Genomic DNA, 24,025 nt, shown 5'->3' on the forward strand with positions numbered 1-24,025 from the left:
ACCATACATAGATATCCATGTATTCGTTTGTTGTAAGTGTCCCTGAATAAATTGCTTCGCTTTCTCTAACAAATAAACACAACTCTCTTGTGTGTTTTTACGCCAATAGGATTCAATCGCCACCAGCAATGGAGCACCAGCATTACCAATTTTTTGCAAGCCGATTCGATATTGCTTTTTACCTGCGGGAGACGTTGTGCAAATTAATTGTGTCAGTTGTTGAGTTTCACCATCAGCCGTATGGATATTCGCCGTTAAAATGATAGAGGTGTTCTTTTCACTGTCTGTTTCTGAAGCATAGTGAAGACTAAACTGTAATTCGTTTATCTCTTTTGGCATGATGCGCACCTTTTATTGATATATGTCATATTTAGACAAGAAAAAAACCACTGTTGTGGATTCATATAATTGATATTTTAATGATAATAATTATCATTACAGCACATATCTGGTTTTCCCTGATATTGATACATTGTTTTATTGATAATTTATCTCGTTATTAACACTATTCCCGAGAGTTTATGCCGACATAACTCCTAGCGTGTCGGCTTTTTTTTTGCTCAAATTTAAGCTAGCCTCGGCAAATAACACGAACAGTATCTCCAGTCACTGTTGTAATGTAGGCTTGGTCTGTACGCTTAATATCAAACGATGGAATAGAGTCTTTTTTTGTGTGTTCGACTCGCGCTACGATATCTTTATTTCCAGGCTCAGGATAAAACTCTAAGCGATACATTTCGCCTAAGTAGTGAACCTCCTCTACTTTACGGCCTTCACGTTCAGTAATTAATTTAAGTGCGTACATACATTCGTTCCTTATTTTAGATAATAAAAAAGACCGCCTAAGCGATCTTTGATTAATTCACACATTTTTTATTTATGATGTATGGCATTCACTACAGCACCAATAACAACCATCAGCAGTTCTATAACCATTAACCTTTGCTTGAGAAACAGCCTGAGCACAACTGGTAAAATAACCTAAATATTGCCGGTTTGACGCATTAGGCATATGGTCGCAACCATCTTGATGAACCTCATAATCACCATGATTATCAGTAGATGTATGAACATAGTAATGATGATACATAAATACCTCTTATTGTTGTGTACACAAAGAGATAATATGTTAAATAGTTAAGTTGTTCTTACCCTTAGCTCACATATCAAAGATCTATCTGGTAATTTTGGATAAATAAACTTGCAAGGATTACTTACAGGTTGAAATAACGTCATTGGAACTCATCAAGATAATATCAATAAATTAACCTATGATCCCCCATCTATGAAGGTAATGCCTTAGAACTCAGGAGAATTAAAGCTTCTGCTCCTCTCTTTGCGCTCTTCTTCTGACAACTTATCGTGCTCGGTGTAAAGTTTAGCTTTAACTAAATCAGCTATAGCTGGATATTTAGAATCCATCGAATTCTTCATACATATAAACTCCAGATAACAAAAAACCCCGCCGAAGCGAGGTTCATAAGTTGGTTGACCTTGATGTCAGTCTTATCACAATATCAATTATCTTACGATCGTAAAGTCTTAAAACGATTTTTTTCTACATATCGATCCATTTCTAATGGAACCTCAAGCATCATCAACATTCCTTCAATGATACCTTCCGCTTTTTGTAGTTTTTTTCCAATATAAGTATCAGAACAATGATGTTTTTCTGCTAACTGAATGAAGGTCATTCCAAACAAATAATAATCGACCAATAGATCATGCATATCACTGCTTTTTTTATTTAATTGAGCCATACAACTGGAAATTATCATTGCATCATCTTCACTGCACTGAGGACGGGATTTCACTTTATTAGGTATTAATCCTTTAAAACCTGCAGCGATAGAATACCATTGAACTGATTCAGTATTATCAGCACACCACGCTCCCCAACGTGATAAAACTTCCTGTATATCTCTCATGCTAATACTCCCAGCTCTGTACACACGTTAAACCAATGCCCTCATTCCTAATGAGCGGTTTAGAAAAGAAAATAATAATTCGAGTTGATTGCCATAAGTGGCTTCCCATTGTTTGGGGTCACGATGTAACTCGTCATGGTGAGTTCGGCATAATGGAATGGTGAATAAGTCATGAGCTTTCGTTCCCATACCTCCCATACCATGGCCGATAATGTGATGTGGATCGTCAGCTTGTTGTCCGCAAACACAACAAGGCTGTGTTTTCACCCATTGAAGCCATTGGGAATTCTCCCAACGTTGCATTTTAGGTTTCAAAAGGAATGACGCTGGTGGCTCAGGAACGATAGCAACTTTTATAACTGGTCTTATCATGTCTAATCGTTCATTCATTGTTGATAGTGCTGTTACATTGCTTGGAATAATATCTGCTTCAGGAAAACCACCATGTACCCTGCGCTCTTTAGGTTTTTCAGACCAATCCAAAATTTGACGTAATATCGCATCAGGTAATTCATCAACCAGTTTATGCATCACAGCAAATGAGAAAAAATCGGGTACTGTCAGCTGGTGGCCATTATCCAATCTTAAACGACTGCGAATAGTGTCTACCATCCAAGCAATACGATTTTTATGAGCCAATTCAGCAACCCACTCAGCTGATGAATGACGAATATGATTATCATGGTACCAACAAGTCCGTATCACACCGTCTTTATGCCATGTGGTTGTTAATTCATGGTGATGATAACTGTCATGCTTATCGTTAATCTGACAACAATGGATATTTCTGCCTATCCACATATTCATCGATGACAATCCCCCCATAACTTGGATAACTTTTTTATTATTCAAAAAATCAACAATGCCCTTGTTATCCAATAATGGCTGTTCATTTCCTGTTAATGCCCCAGAAGGCCATTTATCTAAACTTTTTGGTACATCGCTAATAATCACGCGAGAATGTGGTTTAAATTGCTTAAGCAACTCCGCTCCAGGCTTCAATAAAACAACGCCAAGGTCAGACTGAATATAGGGCGTTAAGAGTAGTTTCATTAAATCTCATCCCCAACTTTATATTCAGCCCATAACCCTGCAATCCACTTCACACCTTTAGTAGTAAACCTTGATTGTGCAAAAGCATGGTTATTTTTTTGGTTCGTTCCCGTTTTTATCTCAAAGCGACCAAGATCGACATGAGTTTGATAAGGCGTAAACGTATTATTCAAGCGATACATAATTTTCTTATCAATTAAAAAACAGCGAAAATCGGTTTCTTTCGCCTGCAGTAATTTACACACTTGTCGAAACGTCATAGAACCATGGGATAAAACATAATTATCAACAAACTGAGCCTTAGGTGTTGCAATCGCCAGTTCACTTTCTAATTTTTGTTTTTCTTCCGCTAAGTCTGCTGCTAATCGCAATGCTTCTGGTAATGTTTGAGGAATGACTGGCTGCATTTTTGATTCTAATTCCTGCCAGCGATCAACTATTTTTGCTGTGAACTGAGGTGACAATCGAGCTACCAACACCAGAGAGTCTCTTTTATTAAAACGATATTCAGTATATTGATTGCCGTTATGTTCAAAAGGGAACTCAGCCAATGGCTGGGTTAAAATTTGAGCAACAAAAAGCCTATCGGCAGAACGCTTAACATCGGAGTGATTACTTCCCGTTAAACTGGCAATCTCTCGACTCGACATAGTTAATTCACGATTCATTATGGGTAATACTGAAACTTCCATTATTTTTTTCATCATGCTATTTCTCTCCACGTTTTACTCGTGACCGTACATCACGTGATTAAATGGGCAGATTGTTCTCTCCTTCACAATATCCATTAACATCAACTCAGGCATAAGTACCCCATAACCCAATCAGTAATGTCACTACAAACCAAAAACCAACGAACAAAATGTATTTAGTTAGCATTACTGAGCCTCCTGTAACATTTCTATCGCTTGCTTCCAAATGCTGTTCCATGCTTGGCGACCTGAAAACTCACTCATACGACGAATGCCTGTTTTACCTGCTAGCTCAAGTGCAATTTCTTCAATGCGGTTTTTAGGTTTAGAGCGAGAGCCAATCAAGCGGGAAAAGGCACTATCACGTTCAACGGTGTCAACTTGAACTTTTGGTTCATTCCTTGGCTCTTGGCTACGGACAGTGAGTTCATCAAAGTGTTTACGTAATTTTCGAGGACTTAAAATATTTTTGTGCCAGAATGAATCTTTGTTAGCCCAATCGAACAAGGCACAAATTTGCTCATGGGTACGCCCATCGATTTGGCGCATCAGGCGGATATCGTTCGCCCAGTCATACCAAGTAGGCTCTAATGCGGAGGGATTCAGTTTTTTAACACGACCAAACATCCATTTCGCTGTTTTTAAATCATCTTCATCCCCCCATTTCTGCCCATTAGCGCTGTAAATTACTGCTTCAGGATAACGAGTTAAAAAATCATTTTTCGACTGGTCGCTGGATTCGTCAGAATTCTGCGACGAATGATCTGTTTCTGTTGTACTCTCTGAAGTAATCTCTGTTGTATTCTCTGTAAGAACAGGCCATTTTGACCCGTTCAGAACAGCACATTTTGCACTGTTTGATGGTTTCAACTTGCGCTTATCGATAAGGTCATTTTGAACTGTTCGATCAGATGAATTATCACCATTCGATTGGGTCATATTGACCTCTTCGGTCAGCAAGTGGTGATCGTAATTAATCGCATAATAATTAGTACGGTCATGATTCGATTTATTGATTTGCTCGATGCGTAAAACGCCCTGCTTTTTTAAATTAGTAAAAGCACGTTTAATCGTTGACTCAGAGAAAAAAGGAAATTGATTCTTCCACTCTTCGACGGTGTTATAAATCCAGCGCGAGCCGTCATATTCAACACCTGAAGTAGTTTCAGTTAGCCAATATTGAATTTGCTGTAACAGCATAGCCTCATTTAAACCAAGACGTACCGCTAATTCAGGAATAACGACTAAAGGGCGACTTTTTAGTAATAATAAACTCATCTTGCCACCTCATTACTTAATACGTGTGTACTTCTCTTTAAAACGCTGTACAGGTTCACACTGTGGGTCGTCACAACCATCAAGCATAAAAATAACGCGCTGTTTTTCTCTGTCATAACGAACAACATGAACAACGATACCTCGGTGATTTTTATAGTAGCGATCAAGTTGGTTTGGGTTCTCATTGCTCATTGTCCCGCTCTCCACTTGAAAAATAAAAATCAGCCCATGCCTTTTTAAGAGACTGTCTATCTACCAAACATGCAGGTTTCTTGTAGTTGTCTGGTTGTTCGTCAGAGACTATGATTTCTACATAGCGAAATGACTGACGACCTGAGACAGATAAACACCGGAATTGCTTTTTAGGTACTAAATGCGCTAATCTACTCATGCTAATTTCTCTTCACACAATTGAAATTTGCAAACCGAAGCCAGAGGCCGTACACCTTTGGCTTCACCCTTTCTGGATATAGCCATCTTTAATTTCTCTTTTGATGTAACGAAACAAACGCATTCATAAATGTGCGGATCTGCGAAATTAATCCATCCAACATCATTTTTATTTTCTGCTCTTCTTCGTTATCAATAACGCCATCAGCCAAACTATTTTTTATCAGTAATGCTAAATGCCCTTGCATTTCGTCAACATTGCTTCGTAATGTGAATAACTCGGTTGTGTCTAGTTCAGCTGGATTGACTCTATCCACCAACAAGCGATTTGATTCACGAGCAACAAACTCAGCAAACAAAACGGTTTTAGAAATATCTTGCATCGCTAACAACTCGTTTAAATCAAACGAACGACAACCGTTTTTCTCGTACAGTTTATTATTGAATGATGTTAAAGACAGACCAAGCGCACCAGCCATTGCTTCACGTCCACCAGCAGTTGCCTCACACATTTCTTTCACTACCTGTTTTATTGATTGGTTACTCATTTCCTACCACCATTGATAGATTCTTGTAGTTAACTGCTTTAAACGGTTTTGCTATTGTTTATTCAGTAAAAAACTATGGAAATCATTGTTGAGTTCCACGCAAATACGACCAATCAATATCAGGTCTAAGCTCTTCACACCGAACTACACCTAACGTCGCTTTCTCAATTTCAAGGCAACGTTCAGCAGGAATTTTGCGAACACCATTAGCCCATTGAGAAATAAGTGTCGTTGGAACTCCCAATTTTCTGGCTAGTTCTGTAGATTTTCCCCGTTTGTTACTTGTGTATGTTTTTAGTGTCATTTGATTTACCTTACATATTACCTATCTAGATAATAGCGTTTCGCTACCATTAGTCAATAGCGTTTCACTTCTTCTAATGGTTAGTGCATTGCTATCTAATGTAGAAAATAAATAAAATTGGCAATGATATGAAAACTATTGAAGAAATTAGACGTGAATGGCTTAATATGCTTATTGAACAACATAAAACTATTGCTAACTTGAATATAGCTTTAGGAAGAGCAAAAACAGATGCGACCTTATCGCAAATAAGAAATAAGGCTATAGATAGCAAAAGTGGTAACCCCAGAAATATGGGCTCCCCTTTAGCTAGAGAGATCGAAGAAAAGCTTGGTTTAGAAATAGGTACACTAGATCATACTCCATGTAAGACTGATAAATCTCATAGAAATAATAGCTTTCTAGAAGCTTATGATTCTGCTGATGACGCAATAAAGTCAATAATTGATTTTATTTTACATAAAGACACTTCCACGCCAATCCCTCAGTGGGTTGATACAGATGCTAAAGCTCATGCTGACTCGTTAGAACTAAAATCAAGAAAATGGTTTGCAAACAATAAAAGCAATAAAAATAAGATCAAAACCAGAGCTTAAACTTGCTTGGTCTGATGGAAAGCCATTATTTTTGCCTCTCAACAAATCCCCAAAAAAATAAACACAAATTTATTAGCGTAATGCTATTGACCAAACATTAGCGTTACGCTATCTTATTGGTGTCAACAATATTACCAATGCCTACTCAAATACAAAGTAAATGATTTTTTATGTGTGAAGAGAATCAATTGTGTGGAGGGAAATTAGCGTGAATAATATTACTAATGAAAAACAAAACATCAAAATCTATGCCTTAGTCTTTCATAAGAACGCGCTAACTCTGTCAACCGACAATATCCATGAAGACTTTTGGTTAGAGCTACACGAAACCATCGGTTGGATTAAATTTGTAAAACATAGTGAAGAATCTGAGTTTGTTAAGAACGGAGCACTGTTTGTAGCCACTGAACTGCGTCCGGTATCTGATTCAGTCCCTTACCCAATAGTTGAAGCACAATGTGTTTTGTGGCGTCAGCGGGAAGCTCTTTTAAGTGCTGCAGATACCCTCTCCTTTCTTCTGGGTCAAAAACGAGGAACAATGACTGATTGAGTCTTTAACCATTAACGGGGGTGTGGTGATAATGTTCTGCTCAGTCAGCCATTTTTATCAAATCTAACAATAAATAAGGGTACTGGTATTGCTTGTGAAATGTCTTATCCGGGTTGTATCAACTCGCTAGTGCCCTTTCTTATTGTGTGAAGAGATAACATGAGGTTATAGAAATGAGCCAAGAAGATCGTAAGACAAATGTCCCTGACTTTCTTTCTGAATTAGATGCTGGCGTTTTTGAAAATAAAGTCTCTGCTGTTTTAAATGATGTGGCTTTAGGCGTTTTAAATAATGGTGGAAAAGGCAAAGTCACTATTGAATTAGATTTTGCTCGCATTAGTAATTCAATGGAAGAAAAACGAGTTGAAATAACTCATAAGCTTAAATTCTCTGCACCAACACCTAGAGGAAAACGGACTGAGGAAGATACCACCAAAACACCTATGTACGTGGGTAAAGGTGGCAAGTTGACCATTATGCAAGAAGATCAAGGTCAATTATTTTCTTTACAAGGTCAACCCGAAGGTAAATTAAAAGCCATTAATTAGTTTTCTTATTTTTAATTAAACCTGTCCATTTAATTTAATACTTTTAAATAAGTAGGAGTTTACTCATGTCTCAATTAGACAGTAATGCTATTTCGCAAATTCAAGATATGACAGTGGCTTCATTAAGTCTCAATGCAATAGAGAAGTCATTATGCCCAGCGATTGTGCTTCCGAATGACTTTAAAGTAAGTAGTTTAGAAAATTTACAAGAATGTCGTTTCCGTTTTCGCGGGGAAATGAAAACAACCAGTATCAGCGACTTTGTTAAATACTCAATCAAGAATGCGATAGAAGAAGGTGTTAGTTGCTTTATTGATGCCGATGAAATGAGAGCAGAAACTATTTTTAATCTCGGCACAATAGGTAAAGCAGGTCATGCTGATAACACTGCTATTGTGAAATTAAAACAAACCGCCCCATTCACAGCATTATTAAAAATGGATGGTGTTAAATATCGTCAAAAACAATTAGCCGAGTGGTTAGAAGATTGGCACGATTATTTAATGGCATTTGATGCTGACGGTAATGTTTTAGATATCAAACAAGCTATTTCTGCTGTTCGTCGTATTACGATTGAATCAACACGCTCTGCTGAACATGAAGATGCTGATTTTAGTGCTAAGCGCTCAGTGTTAGAAAATGTTGAAGCAAAAAGCAAAGACATTATGCCTGCCACATTCCAGTTTACTTGTACTCCTTATGACGAATTAAAAGAACGTAGCATTAAATTACGTTATAGCGTACTCACTGGTGATGATATTCCCGTTTTAGTCCTTCGAATCATTCAACTTGAAAAACTTGAAGAACAAATTGCTCAAGAGTTTCGAGATATGCTTTACAATGAATTCAATGAAAGCAAAATTGAAATATTCATTGGTAAATTTTCAGCGTAATTAATCATACAAACGCCACTAACTTGGTGGCGTTTATAAAATTGTGTGGAGAGAATAATGTCTTATATTGCAACAACAACAAATAAACATTTCTATTATCTCGATGTACGGATCGAAGATATAGATATTCAAGATATTGCCAGTGGCCTTGCTAATGAATGTCGCTTTAATGGGCTGATTGATAATTTCTATTCAGTTGCTCAACACTTGGTATATGTCAGCTATTTAGTTGCACCTGAATATGCTTTAGAAGCCTTACTTCATGATGCTAGTGAAGCCTATGTAAAAGATCTGCCATCAACTATATCTGATGCAGTTAATTTTGCTGACTTAATGATGTTAGCCACAGAAAAACGTGATTTGGAAATTGATGTTGGTAGTAATTGGTTAATGCTTGATGATATTCCAGAAAGTGATTTTGTTGTTAACCCACTAACACCACCACAAGCAAAGTCAATGTTCCTACGCCGTTTTTATGAGTTATGTAAAGGAAAGATAAATGGATGATGATAGTTATTTCACACTGAAAGAGTACGCAAGGAAACTAAAGATTTCTCGTCATACTATATATCGAAATCCTACTAATTTTTTTATGTTTCGAGTAGGTGGTTCATGGAGAGCAAACCGCGAAAGTTTGAAAAAATTTGAGCTAGCACAGTTTAATGACAACAATATTTACTGGCTAACATTAGTCAGTGGTGGGAGAAATTCAAAATGCCGATCTACAAAAGAGGTAAAAAATACTGGATTGATATCACATCTCCAAATGGAAAAAGAATTAGACAATCTGCTGGCACCTCGGACAAAACAAAAGCGCAAGAATATCATGACAAGTTGAAATATGACTTATGGCAACTAGATAAATTGGATAAGCATCCTGATAAGATCTTCGATGAAATTATTATTCTTGCTTTAAAAGATGCAGAAGGACAGAGAAGTTTTTCAAATAAACAGACCCAAGCTAAATATTTCTTAGGTATTTTTAAAGGGAGAAAAATATCAACAATCACAAGGGAAGAAATAGCTAACTCTTTACCTATTTATAGTACAGCGAGAAAAAGAAAGCTATCTAATGCATCTAAAAATAGATATAGAGCTTTCATTATGCGAGCTTTTTCACTTGCTCATAAAATGGGATGGATTAAAGAACAATTATATATTCCAAGAATGAGGGAACCTACGGTTAGAGTCCGATGGATTAAAAAAGAGCAAGCAATTGATTTAATTAATAATTTAAAACTTAAGTGGATGAAAGACCTTGTTAGTTTAGCTTTACTGACTGGAGCCAGACAAGGAGAATTACTTTCATTAACGTGGCGCAATGTAGACTTAGACAAAGGTATAGCTATTATTACTGCTGAAAATGCAAAGTCGAAACGAGCTCGCACTCTTCCACTTAATGAAGAGGCAGTAAATATTCTAAAAAATATCCCACGAAAATTCGATTACATATTTACTAGAACTGGAAAGAAAAAACATTCAATCGGCTTAGAGGATTTCGCACGAGCAATAAAGTTAACTAGATTGGTTGATTTTAGATTTCATGATTTGAGACATACATGGGCAAGTTGGCATGTGCAAAATGGAACCCCATTGATGGTACTTAAAGAAATGGGAGGATGGGAGACTTTAGAAATGGTTAAAAGGTACGCCCATTTAAATACAGAACATTTAAGTAAATATAGTGAACTCGTCACAATTTCGCCACACTCGATAGATAAGACCAAAAAATGAAACAACTAATATCTTAATTAATTGATATTTTACAATAGTAATAATGCTCTATTATATTCAATTCAATAAAATTTAATGCTTGAGATATCATAAAATAAATAATAAATCTCAATCTATTAATATTTAATGAAATTAAAAAAATTAAAAGGTAAGAAAGATAGTTTACTTAATATAAAAAGGCCCTCTTACGAGGACCTTTTGAATATAGAAAGGTATCTTTTGTGTCAGTGTACGAATTAACGTAACAGAGACAGAACAGTTTGTGGTACTTGGTTTGCTTGAGCAAGTACTGAAGTACCCGCTTGTTGCAGAATTTGACCACGGCTCATGTTAGAAACTTCTGTTGCATAGTCAGCATCTAGGATACGGCTACGTGCAGCAGATAAGTTGTTAACAGTGTTGTTCAGGTTGTTGATAGTAGATTCAAAACGGTTTTGAATCGCACCTAAAGAAGAACGCATACTATCAACGGAGTTAATTGCTTCGTCTAAAGTTTTCAATTGAGCTTCAGCCTTTTTAGTCTTTTCCTCCTCAACCTTAACTTCTTCAGGTGTATAAACTTTAACCTCTTTACCAACTTTATATTCTAAGGTTTTTGCTTGAAGTGGGTCAGCTGGGTTTTTAACTGATACTTCAGCTTCATAAGTTTTACCGCCAACAGTGATATAATTCTTGCCATTTACTTCAGCAACATCATCTACTGTAGCAGCAGGTGCTCCATCAATTGATGCTTTACCTAAGTCAGCAGCAACAATACCTTCACCACCTTTAGCTGGAGCCAACTGTGCAGCTGTTTTTTTACCAGCGGTCATTTCAGCTTTAGTTACACCACTAAATTTAGTTTCAGCACCAACTTCTAATTCGTCGATTTTCAACGTCTTGCTATCAACTTTTATCAATTCAAATTCAATTTTTTCTTTGTCGTTAGTACCAACGTGAACAGTCATAGTTGACTTTTCGCCACTCAGCACTTTAACGCCGTTGAATTGAGTTTGCTCAGAAATACGGTCAATTTCACTAAGACGTTCTTTAACTTCTTCTTGGATTGATTTGATATCTGATTCTGAGTTAGAACCGTTTTTAGCTTGAACTGTTAACTCACGGATACGTTGTAAGTTGTTGTTGATCTCGTTCAAAGCACCTTCAGTAGTTTGAGCGATAGAGATACCATCGTTCGCATTACGTGCTGCTTGAGTTAAACCATTTACGTTTGAAGTGAAACGGTTAGCAATCGCTTGACCTGCTGCATCGTCTTTCGCGCTGTTGATACGTAAACCAGAAGACAGACGCTCGATTGCACTTCCTAAAGCTCCCTGAGATTTATTCAGGTTGTTTTGAGTTACCAGAGACAGATAGTTGGTATTAATGACTTGTGCCATAGCTAGATTCCTTTAAAATCAAGTCGATAAAATAAAAGTTTGCCTATTCATTTTCGGTGTTAATCACCGGCAACAAGTTTATCGGCACTCCACATACAACCTTTAACTTTTCCTACAAAAATTTCTGCGATTTTTTATAGAATCCATATCAAGTTAATGATAAATAAAGAAATTAAATTATCATTTTTTTATTTATTTTTTATCAATTTTCGTCTCAACGTTTTTTTAACCCATCTAAATTCGACTTTGGTCATCAATGGCAATAAAAGGCTTCTATATGGCAGCCTGTTTCACTCATCAAAAATACTAAATAGACGTAAACTTTTCGCCGATTCTACCGATAACATTTTTTGAGGATCATTTTACGAACACAGAAAGGAGACCAGTATGGCTGGTATTGCTTCACTAGGCGTAGGCTCAGGGATGCCTCTAGGTCAAACATTGGCACAATTAGAAGCGGCGGAAAATAAACGCCTTGAACCCCTTGATAAACAGATGAAAAGCTACGAAGCTCAAATTACTGCTTACGGTAAAATGCGCGGACAGCTCGATAAATTACAAAAAGCATCAGAAGATTTAAAAAAATTCGACAAAATTGTAGGTACCAAAGTTGAAGATGAATTTGATGCTTTTAAAGTCACCACTGATGGTAAAGCAAGTGTCGGTAACTACACCGTTTCTGTTACCCAATTAGCTCAAGCTCAAACATTAAAATCTACAGCAGTCAGTGATGTAAAGAAACCGCTTGGGGAAACCTTAGGTGAAGGTAATAAACGGACATTAGTTATTACACAACCCGGCGAAGAAAAACCATTACGTATCGAATTAGAAGATAAACAAACTTCAATTCTTGAATTACGTGATGCTATCAATAAAAAAGAAGGTAATGTTTCAGCGACTATTGTTAAAGCTGATGATAATACTAGCTATTTAGTGCTAACTTCACGTAAAGAAGGTACTAAATCTGAAATGAAAATCACCGTTGAAGGTGATGATAAGTTAAATCAATTCCTGTCGAATTCAACTGCCAAAGACGATGCATCACATACATCAGGCATGAGACAAATTGTTGACGCTAAAAATGCGAAATTAACCGTTAACGGAATTGCGATTGAACGTCAGACTAATGAGATTAAAGATGCGCCTGAAGGGATCGTTTTAAATCTGAAAAAAACCACTGACAATAATAAAGATGGTGTCGATAAGCCTGAAATTATCAATGTAGCGCGTGACATTGAACCAATGAAAAAGGCGATTAAAGCCTGGACTGATGCTTATAACGAACTGAGCACAACGTATAAAGATTTAACCAAATACACCCAAGTTGAAAAAGGCGAAGAATCGTCTAAAAACAACGGGGTTTTATTAGGTGATAGCACCAGCCGTATGATTATGTCTGAGCTAAAAAGCTTTGTTACTAGCTCACAAAGCACATCTGAATTAGATACCCTTAATAAAATGGGTATTAAATTTAAAGTCGATGGCACATTAGAAATCGACAATAAAAAACTTGATGAGGCGTTAAAAGAAAAGCCAGCTAACGTCAAAGAGTTTTTTATGGGTGATGGTAAAGAGACAGGATTTGGTACTCAAACTTATAATTTCCTGAAGAAAACACTGCAATCTACAGATGGCACCTTAGATATTGCCACTGATGGTGTAAAAAAACGGAAAAAAACGTTAGATAACCAAATTAAAAATACGGAACGTAATATTGCTGCCACGATGGAACGTTATAAAAACCAGTTCCAACAGTTAGATAAAATGGTGAACTCCATGACTAACTCTAGTGCATCAATCGGCCGTTTATTAATGTAATTTTTAAAAGTAGGATAATATGTATCAACAATCAGCCAGTAAAATGTATGCTCAAATCGACGTTGAAAGCGAGATTTTAAATGCCACGCCTTACCAGCTGATCCAGATCCTATTTAATGGGGCGCTTAGCGCCCTTCGCCGTGCCTTAATATTAATGGAGCAAGGAAATATCGCAGGTAAAGGCGAAAACATTTCTAAAGCCATTAATATTATTGGTAACGGGTTAAAGCAAGGTTTGGATAAAGAAAAAGGTGGCGAGCTTGCAGAAAATCTGGAGCTCCTTTATGACTATATGGTTAATCAGCTACTCGATGCTAACTTAAAAAATAATCCAGAAAAAATTCATGAAGTCATCAAGCTCTTAACTGAAATTTCTGATGCTTGGCAACAAATCGGCACACAGATTAATTCTTATTAAATTAGAGTGGATAACAATATGGATATTATGGCGGCTTACGAGCATGTTTTAAAATCAAGTGAGCAAATGTTAACGCTTGCCAAAGATCAGCAATGGGATAAGCTGATAGAAATGGAAATGGATTATTTAAAAAGCGTAGAAAGTATCACTAAGATGATAAAACCTGCTGACGGTGAGCTGAGACTACAACAACGCCTCACAGATATGCTAAAGAAAATCTTAGAAAACGAAAATGAGACGCGAAATTTATTACGGGCTCGTCTAGATGAGCTTGGCATATTAATAAGACAGACTGAACAAGAGCAGAGGGTACAAAATAGCTATGGTCAGTTTACAGAACATAGTTATTATCCTGATCTCAACCTGAAATAACTCTCCTCTGCGCCAAAAGCGGTTTTATTAGCTAATGGCGTCTTTTTATCTAAGCAATTAGAGACTTTTATTCAGCTAAATTTGTTATCGGTAACGTACTCTTTTCTGGTTTATCTGTAAGTTGTTTTATTTATTAGACTGCATGAATACCATATCGATATGAGGAATATTATCTTCAAGATAACTTTCTGAGTCGATAACAAAACCATGAGATTGATAAAAATCGACTAAATAAGTTTGAGCCATTATTTTTACACTATTGGTTTTAAACTGTTTAAAAGATACTGAAATGGCTTCTTTTAATAATAGATGAGCAACGCCACCACCACGATACTCTTTAGCAACAATCACCCGCCCTATTGATGCCTGTGGAAATACCATACCCTGAGGTAATAAACGCGCATAAGCGATTAACTGCGAAGTTATTTTATCATTAGCAAATAGATGTAATGATTGTTGATCAATACCATCCAAATCTTGATAAGCACATTGCTGTTCACAAATAAAAACCTGATTTCTTAAGGCTAAAATAGCGTAAAGCTCATCGGTAGTGAGTTGTGAAAATGATTTTAAAACCCAATTCATGCACTTTATCCCATGGTTTAAAAGTGATAACAAAACAATCAATGATAATGCAATATCATCGACAAAATTTGTGTTTACTATAAATAATGAAATGATAATGTTGATGGTGCGTTTTGCTAGTGAAAAATGCAGAAGAATAAATACTCAATGCAGAAAGATAGGCGATAAAACCGTTAATCTCAATACGTTCAGACTCCCCCACGAGCCTTGATGACTTTTATTACTTTGCTTATCTATTTATAAAGATAATCTCAAAGTCGCTCTAACCCTTTCCACGCTCTATTTTTTACTTCTGTCACTAAAATGGCAGGATTTAAGGTTATTTTTTCTGCAATTGAAAAAGCCAACTCGATAACTTCTTTGTGATCTTTAGTTTCAGTATGATAATTAAACTCTGCATGAGGCAGAACATATTTACCTTTCAAACCATTAATCTCTTTTTTAAACCCTTCTTTTACCATCTTCTGTGTTAATAACACATAGTCTGCATTTTCGGGATCGGATAACTCTACTCTAACAGTAAACTCAGGCATAGAAACCTCCTACAGTCTATCTATGTCTATTGAAATTCTGTTAGCTCTCAAAAGGCAGTATATTAAATCAACAATCATTTTCCTAGTCAAAAACTGTGATAAATAATGTGATAATGATTGAAATTAGAATCGCCCACTTCACTATGGGCGATTTATTAGCTCATAATAATCTGATAAATAATAATTTATTTAATCACATCATAGAGTTGTTGATTAGATAAGTAATCTGCGGTTAAACCTACTGATGGATTATATTGTCCACCGTGGATCTCAGAGAATGCTTTACCCTCTTTACCTAATGAGACTTTACGTTCATCTTTACCCGTACTTTCATGGATAGAATAGGTTTTACGACGCATTGCTACATATTTATCTGCATCATTAGCAATATCACTGTGATAGCCTGTAATTTGTGCATCCGTTAAGGCTAATTTATTTGCTAAATCACAGCCCCAGCGCGTTAAACAGACCTCTGCAAAATGACGGACTAATAAACCTGGAGCATATAAGCCATTTTCACCATTAGCGCCATCTAAAGAAGCATTACCCACTAATGTGGCATGACGTCCAGAAATAGGGAAAATATGCATTTTAGTTTCAGATTCAATTGTTGGAATAACACAAGTAAATCCTTTAGAGCGTTCATCTCTTGCATAAAATCCGACATATTCTTTGACGTTTTTACCAAGCGTGACTTTTTCAGGTTGGAAATTCAGTGGACCTGGGACAGGATCAATAGCAAAAATATTCACGGGAATATCTTTTAATTGAGGATCTGCCAACATCGCATTCGCTAACATATGGCAAGTAATACCACCACGACTCCAACCCACTAAGTTAACTTGTGTTGGAATAATGCCATCTTTACGGAAGATTCGAATAATTTGCTGTTGAAGTTGTTGCTGAGTGACTTGACGATCGCCATAGTCATATTTACGCCATAAAAAAGAGCCTGTTACTTTGACATCTTCAATGGGAATGCCCGCTTTTTTCAGTTGGTTATACTGCTCTTCGGTTAACTTTTCACGTTGCCAATCAAAGTTACCTTTCATTAAGCAAAGTGCATGCTTCACGTTTTCTTCCCAACCACTACCAAATAGCGAACCCTTGATATCAGAGTAATTAGGACTTTCAACCCATAAATCATCTTCTTGCAGATTACCACTACCCGGGCCATCAACAATAAACCACTGTGCAAACTCTCTTCCTTGGTTATTTTGCGCTAAAGTGGAGACTAATTCGCCTTGCCAGAAGGTCGGATTATTATTATCAAATGAGTTAGACCCAGTACCACATAAATAAACGGTTAATACTGTCATAATTAAATTTCCTTTTATTAATAACTAAAAAATCAAAATAATGATTTTTATTTCCTTGTATTGAGCTATTCCTTAGCCCACCAGCACATTAACCATAAGCCTTTTTTTATTCAATGCGTAAAAGTAAATTAGTAGAGCTTAGATCACATAATTGAATTTTAATTAAGTAAAACAAATAAAAAATCGCTATCAGATCAATGTAATTAAATTATATTAATGAACACCTTATTTTTTTATTATTTCTATTAGTAAATCGATCTATACATAAAGCGCATTAAATAACCAATCCTTAAATTTAGATAAAAAAAATCCCACATTAATAAATGTAGGATTTTCTATTAGGTAGAATGTCTTATAAACGATTAAAAGCAACTACTCTCACCGCAGGAATATCGGCTTGTGCTCCTTCAGCAACTTCCTGACATGCTTTTTCTAACGCAATATGGGGTGTGATCCCACTCTCTGTTTCTACAATTTTATGTCCGGCGTAGGTATCACCATTTCTGGAACGCACTTTATACGCAATAAACCAATATTCCATATCATCACCGTTTACGTTATTAATCATGTAATTACCATAGCCGTTTATGACCTGCTTTAATGTGATAATAATCAATAATTTTTAGTTTAATAAAATCGTTTTATAAAAAGATGAGCTTTATCGTAGGAAAATTAAGCGTGATTTTCCATTTCTGATTGTATTATTTTTACTGCTTTTTCAAAGTGATTAAATTTATGTGTCATTATCCACCACGTTGCAACTTCCATAAGTAATTCAGGATTGTTATTTTTTGTTGTAGTGATTTTCTCATATTCTCTCTATCTTTATTTTTTAGCGTGAGAATAAATAGGTAAGAGTAAATACTCTATCCATGAAATTTATTCCATAACAGAATAAGCAACCAAGCCGCGATAATCCAGCAAATAACTGCCGTAGCCAATGCTGTAAATAATTTTACATAGTTGATCATCACATAGAGTGAAATTAGGTAAATCATATAAGGTATAACAGCCCATAAACTAAAAATAATTGTGGTTCGTAACGCTTCAATAGAACGTTCAGAGCCAACAATATAATGTGCAATAAGTGCAAAAGTTGGAAATAACGGAACCAATCCCGCAATATAGTAATGACGAGATTTCGATAAAACGGCAATTAATACCACTACAAACGCACCTATCAGTGCTTTAATCAGTAATCCCATTATTTTTTCATCAAGTTATAAAAACCTTACTACTATCATACTTATTCATATTGGTATGTGAGCTGGTTTTATTTTTAGTTATTTAAAATGTAATTAAATATTTAGAAAATAAAATAGAAAAAATTGAGAAGAAAGATGATGACTATGCTTTATACAAAACTAATCCAACATAGGTTAATTAACTTATTTAACAATTACTTTTGATCTTTTTTGAAAGATAAGAAGAGATAAAAAAATGAGTTGCTTTGATATAGATGTGCAAAAGCGCACATCAATAAAATGATGTGTCTATCCCATCTGCAAAAATCGGGGCGCTCATTATCATAAATAACAAACAATAGTATAAGTATTCGAATGTTTAATCACATTCGAAAGCTTATATCATCTATTCAATGACATTGAGCAAGATGCCCCATCTCTATTTTGATTAGGTGTTTTTTATCTCGTTATAGAAAAGAAAAGCCACCTTTATCAAATAAATAAGGTACTACACCTGCATGCTCATAATTTCTTGATAAGCAGCGACTAACTTATTACGCACTTGTACGCCCATTTGTAATGAAATACTGGATTTTTGCATATCCACCATCACATCGTTTAATTCAACACCTGGAGTACCTAAGGTAAACGCTTGAACTTTGTTGGTTGCATTCACTCGAGTTTCATTAATTTTACCCACGGCTTGAACAAGCTGAGTTGCAAATCCTGCTTGTACTGGCTGGGGTTTCGCAATATTGGATGCTTGCAAAGTCTGGATTTGCATTTTATCCAGAACACTTTCAATAGCTGGAATTGACATATAAACCTCTGCGTTAATCATCTAATTCAATTACTGAATCAATGTCATAGTAAGGAAGTGAACCAACACGCTTACCGAGTTATACCCTAACACAGGGGCTTCATTCCAAAGCGAGTAATTAACGCAAAAGTTAAGGGCTAATTACGCCATTAAATGAAACGCAAAAGGCCAATAATGAGACACCTGAGAGTAGGTTTATTTATTTGCGTAAGGGGAGTCTGTTTTGTTACGCCACGCTTTTAGTATTCATCCCGAACTACAAGGCAAGGATTGTCTATGAATGCCGAAAAAACCGACGTTGTGAACCAGAATAAGGGTTTTAACGCCATTATTAACCGGATAAAAGCCGATCCGAAAATTCCGCTCATTATTGCGGGTTCGGCGGCTATTGCCATTTTTGTTGCTGCATTTTTATGGTTACAAAGCCCTGATTATAAGGTGCTTTATAGTAATCTTAGCGATAAAGACGGTGGCGAAATTGTCACACAGTTAACACAGATGAATGTACCTTATCGCTTGTCACAAAATGGCGCAGCGATTATGGTGCCTGACAATCAGGTTCATGAATTACGCCTGAAACTCGCGCAAGCGGGGCTTCCAAAAGGCGGTGCTGCCGGTTTTGAACTGTTAGATAAAGAAAAGTTCGGGATCAGCCAATTTAGTGAACAGATTAACTATCAACGTGCACTTGAAGGTGAGCTTGCTCGCACTATCGAGACATTAGGTCCTGTACAAAATGCCCGAGTTCATTTAGCACTACCAAAACCATCTCTTTTTGTTCGTGAACAGAAATCCCCTTCTGCATCCGTTACGGTGGGTCTTTTACAGGGTAGAGCGCTGGATGAAGGTCAAATTAATGCCATCGTGCATATCGTTGCGAGCAGTGTTGCAGGTATGCCTGATAGCAGTGTGACCATCGTCGACCAAAGCGGCAAATTATTGACACAACCTGATGCATTAGGTCGTGATCTTAATTCTATCCAACTGAAATATGTTCAAGAGCTAGAAAGCCGTTATCAGCAACGTATTGAAACGTTATTAGGCCCAATTGTGGGTCGTGGAAACGTTCATGCACAGGTGACTGCTCAAGTTGATTTCTCTCATACAGAAGAGACTGCTGAAGAGTACAAACCAAACCAGCCACCAAATCAAGCCGCAGTGCGTTCAAAACAATTGAGCCAAAGTGAGCAGAATGGTGGCATGTTAGCTGGCGGCGTTCCTGGTGCATTATCTAATCAACCTGTTGCTCCACCACAAGCACCTATTGAAGCGCCAAAAGCGCAAGAAGGTGAGAAAGCAGATGACGCCAATGCAACGGGTACAAATCGCACATTAACGCGTAATCCAAACAGTAATAGCCGTTTAGATGAAACAACCAACTATGAAGTTGATCGCCGAATTCGCCATATCAAGCGTCCAGTAGGTAATGTCGAGCGTCTTTCTGTCGCTGTTATTGTGAACTACAAAACAGTTGAAGATAAGAAAGAAGCCGCTGAAGGCGAAGAGCCTGTTGTTGAAACTAAACTTGTTCCGCTAACTGATGAGCAAATTCAGCAAATTGAAGGACTTGTTCGTGAAGCGATGGGCTATTCCCAAGAGCGTGGTGACTCTTTAAGTGTCGTGAACTCCCAGTTTAACGATATTGAAGAGAAAGTGATCACCGTTCCTGTATGGGAAAACCCAGATATTCTTGCGAAAGCATTAGATTTAGGTCGCTGGTTATTACTTGTCATCATCGCATGGATCTTATGGCGCAAACTGGTGAAACCACAGCTTGAAAAACGCCGTGAAGCTGAAATTGCTGCACAGAAAGCCGTGCTGAAAACCAAGCTACAAGTTAAAGATGATGTTGATGAAGCAGAATTAGATGACGAAGCAAGACGTAAACAAGCACGTAAACGTGTGAGTGCCGAATTGCAGAGCCAACGTATCCGTGAAATGGCAGAGAAAGATCCTCGTGTCGTCGCAATGGTAATTCGTCAATGGATGAGTAAAGAGCAATGAGTAATAACTTAACTGGAACCGAAAAAAGCGCCGTTATGTTACTAACTCTCGGTGAAGACCGAGCGGCGGAAGTATTTAAACATCTAAGTACACGAGAAGTTCAGCAACTCAGTATTGCAATGTCATCAATGCGCCATATCTCAAATCAGCAATTAATTGATGTTATGGCAAGCTTTGAAGAAGATGCGGTTCAATATGCCGCATTGAACGTGAATGCAAATGACTACTTGCGCTCTGTTCTTGTTAAAGCCTTGGGTGAAGAACGCGCTAATAACCTGTTAGATGAGATCTCTGAAACACGAGAAACTTCAACAGGGATTGAAACGCTTAACTTTATGGAACCACAAATGGCTGCCGATATTATCCGCGACGAACATCCGCAGATTATCGCAACCATCTTGGTTCACCTTAAACGAGGTCAAGCGGCAGATATTCTGGCACTGTTCGATGAGAAACTGCGTAATGACGTAATGCTTCGTATCGCGACATTTGGGGGTGTTCAGCCGTCAGCATTAGCAGAGTTAACTGAAGTACTGAATAACCTGCTTGATGGTCAAAACCTCAAACGCAGTAAAATGGGTGGTGTTCGTACTGCTGCTGAAATCATCAACTTGATGAAGAGCCAGCAAGAAGAGAATGTCATTACTGCAGTTCGCGATTACGACGGTGAATTGGCACAAAAAATTATCGACGAAATGTTCCTGTTCGAAAACCTTATCGATATCGACAACCGTTCAATTCAGCGCATTCTACAGGAAGTGGAATCCGACTCCTTGGTTGTGGCATTGAAAGGGTGCGATCAAGAGCTGCGCGATCACTTCCTTGCCAATATGTCGCAACGTGCTGCTGAGATCATGCGTGATGACTTGAGTTCTCGCGGCCCTGTTCGTATGTCTCAAGTGGAAGCAGAGCAGAAAGCAATTCTGCTTGTGGTACGCAAATTAGCAGAGACTGGTGAGGTTGTTCTTCATGGAGGAGACGATACCTATGTCTGATAAACATACTGATACTAACTGGAAGCCTTGGGTTCCCAAAGAACTCACTGATTGGGCATTAAATGTCGAGGACACGACAGAAGACGAAAAGGAAGTCGAAAAACAGGAAAAAGAAGTCGTTCAGCAACAGAAAGTCCTTGAGCAAATTAATATGCTTGATGACATGAAAGAAAAGGCTCAAAAATTGGGCCACGCTGAAGGCTTTGAGGCAGGGAAAAACCAGGGTTATCAGGAAGGCTATCAGGCTGGATTACAATCAGGTATTGAAGAAGGTATTCGCCAAGGCATTGCTCAACAATCGCCATTAATTAATGAATGGCAAGGATTGTTGGCTGAATTTAGGCACTCTTTAAATGGGTTAGACAGTGTTATTGCTTCACGTTTAATGCAAATCGCCCTCACAGCGGCAAAAGAAGTTCTGGGTCAGCCTGCTGTTTGTGATGGGTCTGCATTACTGGCGCAAATAACCTTAATGTTGCAACAAGAACAAATGTTCTCAAACAACCCACAGTTAAGAGTTAACCCAAAACATATTCCACAAATTGAAAAAGAGCTGGGTGATTCACTTTCTGCTCATGGTTGGAAAGTAGTTGCCGATAACAGTATTCATGTTGGTGGATGCCGTGTTGTGACAAATGATGGCGATCTTGATGCCACGATTGCAACTCGTTGGCATGAGCTTTGTCGTCTTGCTGCTCCGGAGGCGTTGTAATGACAGCAAGATTGGGGCGTTGGTTAGAAAAACTCAGTGATGCAGAAGCACGTTTAAATAAAATTCCGCGTGTACGTCAATATGGTCGTTTAACCAGAGCAACAGGTTTAGTCATGGAAGCTAAGGGGCTTGTTATGCCCCTTGGCTCTACGTGTTTAATAGAACGTACCATTGGTAAAACTGTTGAAGAAGTTGAAAGTGAAGTCGTTGGGTTCAATGGTAGCCAAATGTTGTTAATGCCTTTACAGGAAGTCGAGGGATTAACACCGGGTGCTCGTGTTTATGCACAGGCCACTCCGAGTGGTGAAAATGAAGGTCGCCAATTGCCTCTTGGCGATGCGCTGTTAGGGCGTGTTTTAGATGGCTCTGGTTATCCTTTAGATGGTTTACCACCACCCGATACAGGTTATCGTGCGCCACTGATCACTCCACCTATCAACCCACTACAACGTACCCCTATTACTGATGTACTGGATGTAGGCGTGCGTGCAATCAACTCGCTGTTAACCGTGGGTCGTGGTCAGCGTATGGGGCTTTTTGCAGGTTCTGGTGTAGGTAAAAGTGTGCTATTAGGCATGATGGCGCGTTTTACCCAAGCTGATGTCATTGTTGTTGGATTAATTGGTGAACGTGGACGTGAAGTTAAAGACTTTATCGAAAATATTCTCGGTACTGAAGGTTTAGCACGCTCAGTGGTTGTAGCAGCGCCTGCTGACGTATCACCACTTCTTCGTATGCAAGGTGCTTCTTATGCAACGCGTATTGCAGAAGATTTTCGTGATCGCGGAAAACATGTCTTACTGATTATGGACTCACTCACACGTTACAGTATGGCGCAACGTGAAATCGCTCTTGCTGTAGGCGAACCGCCTGCAACCAAAGGGTATCCACCTTCTGTCTTCGCTAAATTACCTGCACTCGTCGAACGTGCAGGAAATGGCGTTGATGGTGGTGGTTCTATCACGGCTTTCTATACTGTTTTAACTGAAGGTGATGATCAGCAAGATCCAATTGCAGACTCTGCTCGTGCGATTTTAGATGGTCATATCGTGCTTTCGCGTTCTCTGGCAGAATCTGGGCACTACCCTGCTATTGATATCGAAGCCTCTATTAGCCGTGCAATGACATCACTGATTGATAAAACACATTATCGTCGCGTACAAGTATTTAAACAGCTTTTGTCTAGCTATCAACGTAACCGCGATTTAATTAACGTAGGTGCTTATGCTGCGGGTAGTGATCCTATGCTTGATAAAGCCATTGCACTTTATCCGTCCCTCGCGAAGTTCTTACAACAAGATATCCAAGAGCAATGCAGTTATCAAAGTGCATGTGAGCAACTTAATCAACTGATCACAGTAAACTAATTCTG

Annotated in this window: 30 protein-coding genes and 1 pseudogene; 13 read left to right on the forward strand and 18 right to left on the reverse strand. The window is 37.7% G+C overall.

Features of this window, described 5'->3' with window-relative positions:
- From ACNART_RS08980 to ACNART_RS09025, 10 genes are all read right to left on the reverse strand, one after another.
- The coding region (locus tag ACNART_RS08980) for a hypothetical protein (protein WP_416303580.1) at positions 1-339 on the reverse strand (339 nt) is incomplete at its 3' end.
- 232 nt (positions 340-571) lie between these two features.
- Positions 572-805 (reverse strand): hypothetical protein, encoded by a 234-nt coding sequence (locus ACNART_RS08985; protein ID WP_311747548.1) that lies wholly within the window; start codon positions 803-805, stop codon positions 572-574.
- 72 nt (positions 806-877) lie between these two features.
- Complete coding sequence (locus ACNART_RS08990) at positions 878-1,090, reverse strand: hypothetical protein (RefSeq protein WP_160230483.1); 213 nt, start codon at positions 1,088-1,090, stop codon at positions 878-880.
- A 436-nt stretch (positions 1,091-1,526) separates the two neighbouring features.
- The gene (locus ACNART_RS08995; RefSeq protein ID WP_160230484.1) at positions 1,527-1,928 is read right to left on the reverse strand and encodes an antiterminator Q family protein; all 402 of its coding nucleotides are present in this window, start codon (positions 1,926-1,928) and stop codon (positions 1,527-1,529) included.
- A 27-nt stretch (positions 1,929-1,955) separates the two neighbouring features.
- Complete coding sequence (locus ACNART_RS09000) at positions 1,956-2,981, reverse strand: DUF968 domain-containing protein (RefSeq protein ID WP_311748418.1); 1,026 nt, start codon at positions 2,979-2,981, stop codon at positions 1,956-1,958.
- Complete coding sequence (locus ACNART_RS09005; protein ID WP_161748489.1) at positions 2,981-3,688, reverse strand: phage antirepressor KilAC domain-containing protein; 708 nt, start codon at positions 3,686-3,688, stop codon at positions 2,981-2,983. Before ACNART_RS09005 ends, ACNART_RS09000 begins: the two co-directional genes overlap by 1 nt.
- 171 nt (positions 3,689-3,859) lie before the next feature.
- Positions 3,860-4,951 carry a replication protein gene (locus ACNART_RS09010; RefSeq protein ID WP_160230487.1) on the reverse strand — a complete coding sequence of 364 codons (1,092 nt, stop codon included), beginning with the start codon at positions 4,949-4,951 and terminating at the stop codon, positions 3,860-3,862.
- A gap of 12 nt (positions 4,952-4,963) precedes the next feature.
- Complete coding sequence (locus tag ACNART_RS09015; RefSeq protein WP_004247132.1) at positions 4,964-5,143, reverse strand: DUF4222 domain-containing protein; 180 nt, start codon at positions 5,141-5,143, stop codon at positions 4,964-4,966.
- Positions 5,144-5,430: 287 nt separating this feature from the next.
- The gene (locus ACNART_RS09020; RefSeq protein WP_311747423.1) at positions 5,431-5,889 is read right to left on the reverse strand and encodes a YmfL family putative regulatory protein; all 459 of its coding nucleotides are present in this window, start codon (positions 5,887-5,889) and stop codon (positions 5,431-5,433) included.
- An 82-nt stretch (positions 5,890-5,971) separates the two neighbouring features.
- A complete protein-coding gene (locus ACNART_RS09025) occupies positions 5,972-6,193 on the reverse strand; it encodes a transcriptional regulator (RefSeq protein ID WP_063108339.1) in 222 nt (73 codons plus the stop codon).
- 128 nt (positions 6,194-6,321) lie between these two features.
- On the opposite strand from ACNART_RS09025, the gene ACNART_RS09030 reads away from it, so the two are divergent.
- The 6 genes from ACNART_RS09030 (at position 6,322) to ACNART_RS09055 (ending at position 10,514) form a co-directional block, all read left to right on the forward strand.
- Complete coding sequence (locus ACNART_RS09030; RefSeq protein ID WP_099075719.1) at positions 6,322-6,789, forward strand: hypothetical protein; 468 nt, start codon at positions 6,322-6,324, stop codon at positions 6,787-6,789.
- Positions 6,790-6,997: 208 nt separating this feature from the next.
- Positions 6,998-7,339 carry a hypothetical protein gene (locus tag ACNART_RS09035; protein ID WP_129586862.1) on the forward strand — a complete coding sequence of 114 codons (342 nt, stop codon included), beginning with the start codon at positions 6,998-7,000 and terminating at the stop codon, positions 7,337-7,339.
- Between the two features lie 173 nt (positions 7,340-7,512).
- A complete protein-coding gene (locus ACNART_RS09040; protein ID WP_099075721.1) occupies positions 7,513-7,887 on the forward strand; it encodes a hypothetical protein in 375 nt (124 codons plus the stop codon).
- A gap of 65 nt (positions 7,888-7,952) precedes the next feature.
- Positions 7,953-8,780, forward strand: a complete 828-nt coding sequence (locus ACNART_RS09045) for a YfdQ family protein (protein ID WP_416303581.1) — start codon at positions 7,953-7,955, stop codon at positions 8,778-8,780.
- Between the two features lie 57 nt (positions 8,781-8,837).
- Positions 8,838-9,287, forward strand: a complete 450-nt coding sequence (locus ACNART_RS09050; RefSeq protein ID WP_160230492.1) for an HD family hydrolase — start codon at positions 8,838-8,840, stop codon at positions 9,285-9,287.
- 207 nt (positions 9,288-9,494) lie between these two features.
- A complete protein-coding gene (locus tag ACNART_RS09055; protein WP_099075724.1) occupies positions 9,495-10,514 on the forward strand; it encodes a tyrosine-type recombinase/integrase in 1,020 nt (339 codons plus the stop codon).
- A gap of 236 nt (positions 10,515-10,750) precedes the next feature.
- Here ACNART_RS09055 and ACNART_RS09060 read toward each other — a convergent pair whose 3' ends face one another.
- Positions 10,751-11,893 carry a FliC/FljB family flagellin gene (locus ACNART_RS09060; protein ID WP_198630075.1) on the reverse strand — a complete coding sequence of 381 codons (1,143 nt, stop codon included), beginning with the start codon at positions 11,891-11,893 and terminating at the stop codon, positions 10,751-10,753.
- A gap of 387 nt (positions 11,894-12,280) precedes the next feature.
- On the opposite strand from ACNART_RS09060, the gene fliD reads away from it, so the two are divergent.
- From fliD to fliT, 3 genes are read left to right on the forward strand one after another with little or no spacing between them, the layout of a single operon-like run.
- Positions 12,281-13,711 carry a flagellar filament capping protein FliD gene (gene fliD, locus ACNART_RS09065; RefSeq protein ID WP_198619840.1) on the forward strand — a complete coding sequence of 477 codons (1,431 nt, stop codon included), beginning with the start codon at positions 12,281-12,283 and terminating at the stop codon, positions 13,709-13,711.
- 19 nt (positions 13,712-13,730) lie between these two features.
- A complete protein-coding gene (gene fliS, locus ACNART_RS09070; protein WP_023581844.1) occupies positions 13,731-14,129 on the forward strand; it encodes a flagellar export chaperone FliS in 399 nt (132 codons plus the stop codon).
- A gap of 18 nt (positions 14,130-14,147) precedes the next feature.
- Entirely contained in the window at positions 14,148-14,501 is a 354-nt protein-coding gene (gene fliT / locus ACNART_RS09075; RefSeq protein WP_023581843.1) for a flagellar protein FliT, read from the forward strand.
- 126 nt (positions 14,502-14,627) lie between these two features.
- Here the strand turns inward: fliT and ACNART_RS09080 are convergent, their stop codons facing one another.
- The 7 genes and pseudogenes from ACNART_RS09080 to fliE form a co-directional block, all read right to left on the reverse strand.
- Positions 14,628-15,086, reverse strand: coding sequence for a GNAT family N-acetyltransferase (locus ACNART_RS09080; protein ID WP_198619839.1), 459 nt, complete (start codon positions 15,084-15,086; stop codon positions 14,628-14,630).
- A 251-nt stretch (positions 15,087-15,337) separates the two neighbouring features.
- A complete protein-coding gene (locus ACNART_RS09085; protein WP_198619838.1) occupies positions 15,338-15,619 on the reverse strand; it encodes a DUF2622 domain-containing protein in 282 nt (93 codons plus the stop codon).
- Positions 15,620-15,804: 185 nt separating this feature from the next.
- Positions 15,805-16,938, reverse strand: a complete 1,134-nt coding sequence (locus tag ACNART_RS09090; RefSeq protein ID WP_198626604.1) for a hypothetical protein — start codon at positions 16,936-16,938, stop codon at positions 15,805-15,807.
- 352 nt (positions 16,939-17,290) lie between these two features.
- The gene (locus ACNART_RS09095; protein WP_023581839.1) at positions 17,291-17,506 is read right to left on the reverse strand and encodes a hypothetical protein; all 216 of its coding nucleotides are present in this window, start codon (positions 17,504-17,506) and stop codon (positions 17,291-17,293) included.
- A gap of 104 nt (positions 17,507-17,610) precedes the next feature.
- Positions 17,611-17,730 (reverse strand): annotated as a pseudogene (locus ACNART_RS09100) (DUF6500 family protein); the annotation flags it as partial.
- 74 nt (positions 17,731-17,804) lie between these two features.
- Positions 17,805-18,143 carry a GlpM family protein gene (locus ACNART_RS09105; RefSeq protein ID WP_151435470.1) on the reverse strand — a complete coding sequence of 113 codons (339 nt, stop codon included), beginning with the start codon at positions 18,141-18,143 and terminating at the stop codon, positions 17,805-17,807.
- 487 nt (positions 18,144-18,630) lie between these two features.
- Positions 18,631-18,942 (reverse strand): flagellar hook-basal body complex protein FliE, encoded by a 312-nt coding sequence (gene fliE / locus ACNART_RS09110; protein WP_004248328.1) that lies wholly within the window; start codon positions 18,940-18,942, stop codon positions 18,631-18,633.
- 276 nt (positions 18,943-19,218) lie between these two features.
- Between fliE and fliF the strand changes: the two genes are divergently transcribed.
- The 4 genes from fliF to fliI are packed head-to-tail and all read left to right on the forward strand — an operon-like array spanning position 19,219 to position 24,020.
- Positions 19,219-20,946: a flagellar basal-body MS-ring/collar protein FliF gene (fliF, locus tag ACNART_RS09115; protein WP_198619836.1), complete on the forward strand. Its 1,728-nt coding sequence runs from the start codon at positions 19,219-19,221 to the stop codon at positions 20,944-20,946.
- Complete coding sequence (fliG, locus tag ACNART_RS09120) at positions 20,943-21,941, forward strand: flagellar motor switch protein FliG (protein WP_109373784.1); 999 nt, start codon at positions 20,943-20,945, stop codon at positions 21,939-21,941. Before fliF ends, fliG begins: the two co-directional genes overlap by 4 nt.
- Complete coding sequence (gene fliH / locus ACNART_RS09125) at positions 21,934-22,653, forward strand: flagellar assembly protein FliH (protein WP_109373785.1); 720 nt, start codon at positions 21,934-21,936, stop codon at positions 22,651-22,653. Before fliG ends, fliH begins: the two co-directional genes overlap by 8 nt.
- Positions 22,653-24,020: a flagellar protein export ATPase FliI gene (gene fliI, locus ACNART_RS09130; protein ID WP_198619835.1), complete on the forward strand. Its 1,368-nt coding sequence runs from the start codon at positions 22,653-22,655 to the stop codon at positions 24,018-24,020. Before fliH ends, fliI begins: the two co-directional genes overlap by 1 nt.
- Positions 24,021-24,025 lie beyond the last annotated feature (5 nt).

It is taken from the genome of Proteus sp. LHD240705, from assembly GCF_047921555.1.
In the GTDB taxonomy this organism is placed as follows: domain Bacteria; phylum Pseudomonadota; class Gammaproteobacteria; order Enterobacterales; family Enterobacteriaceae; genus Proteus.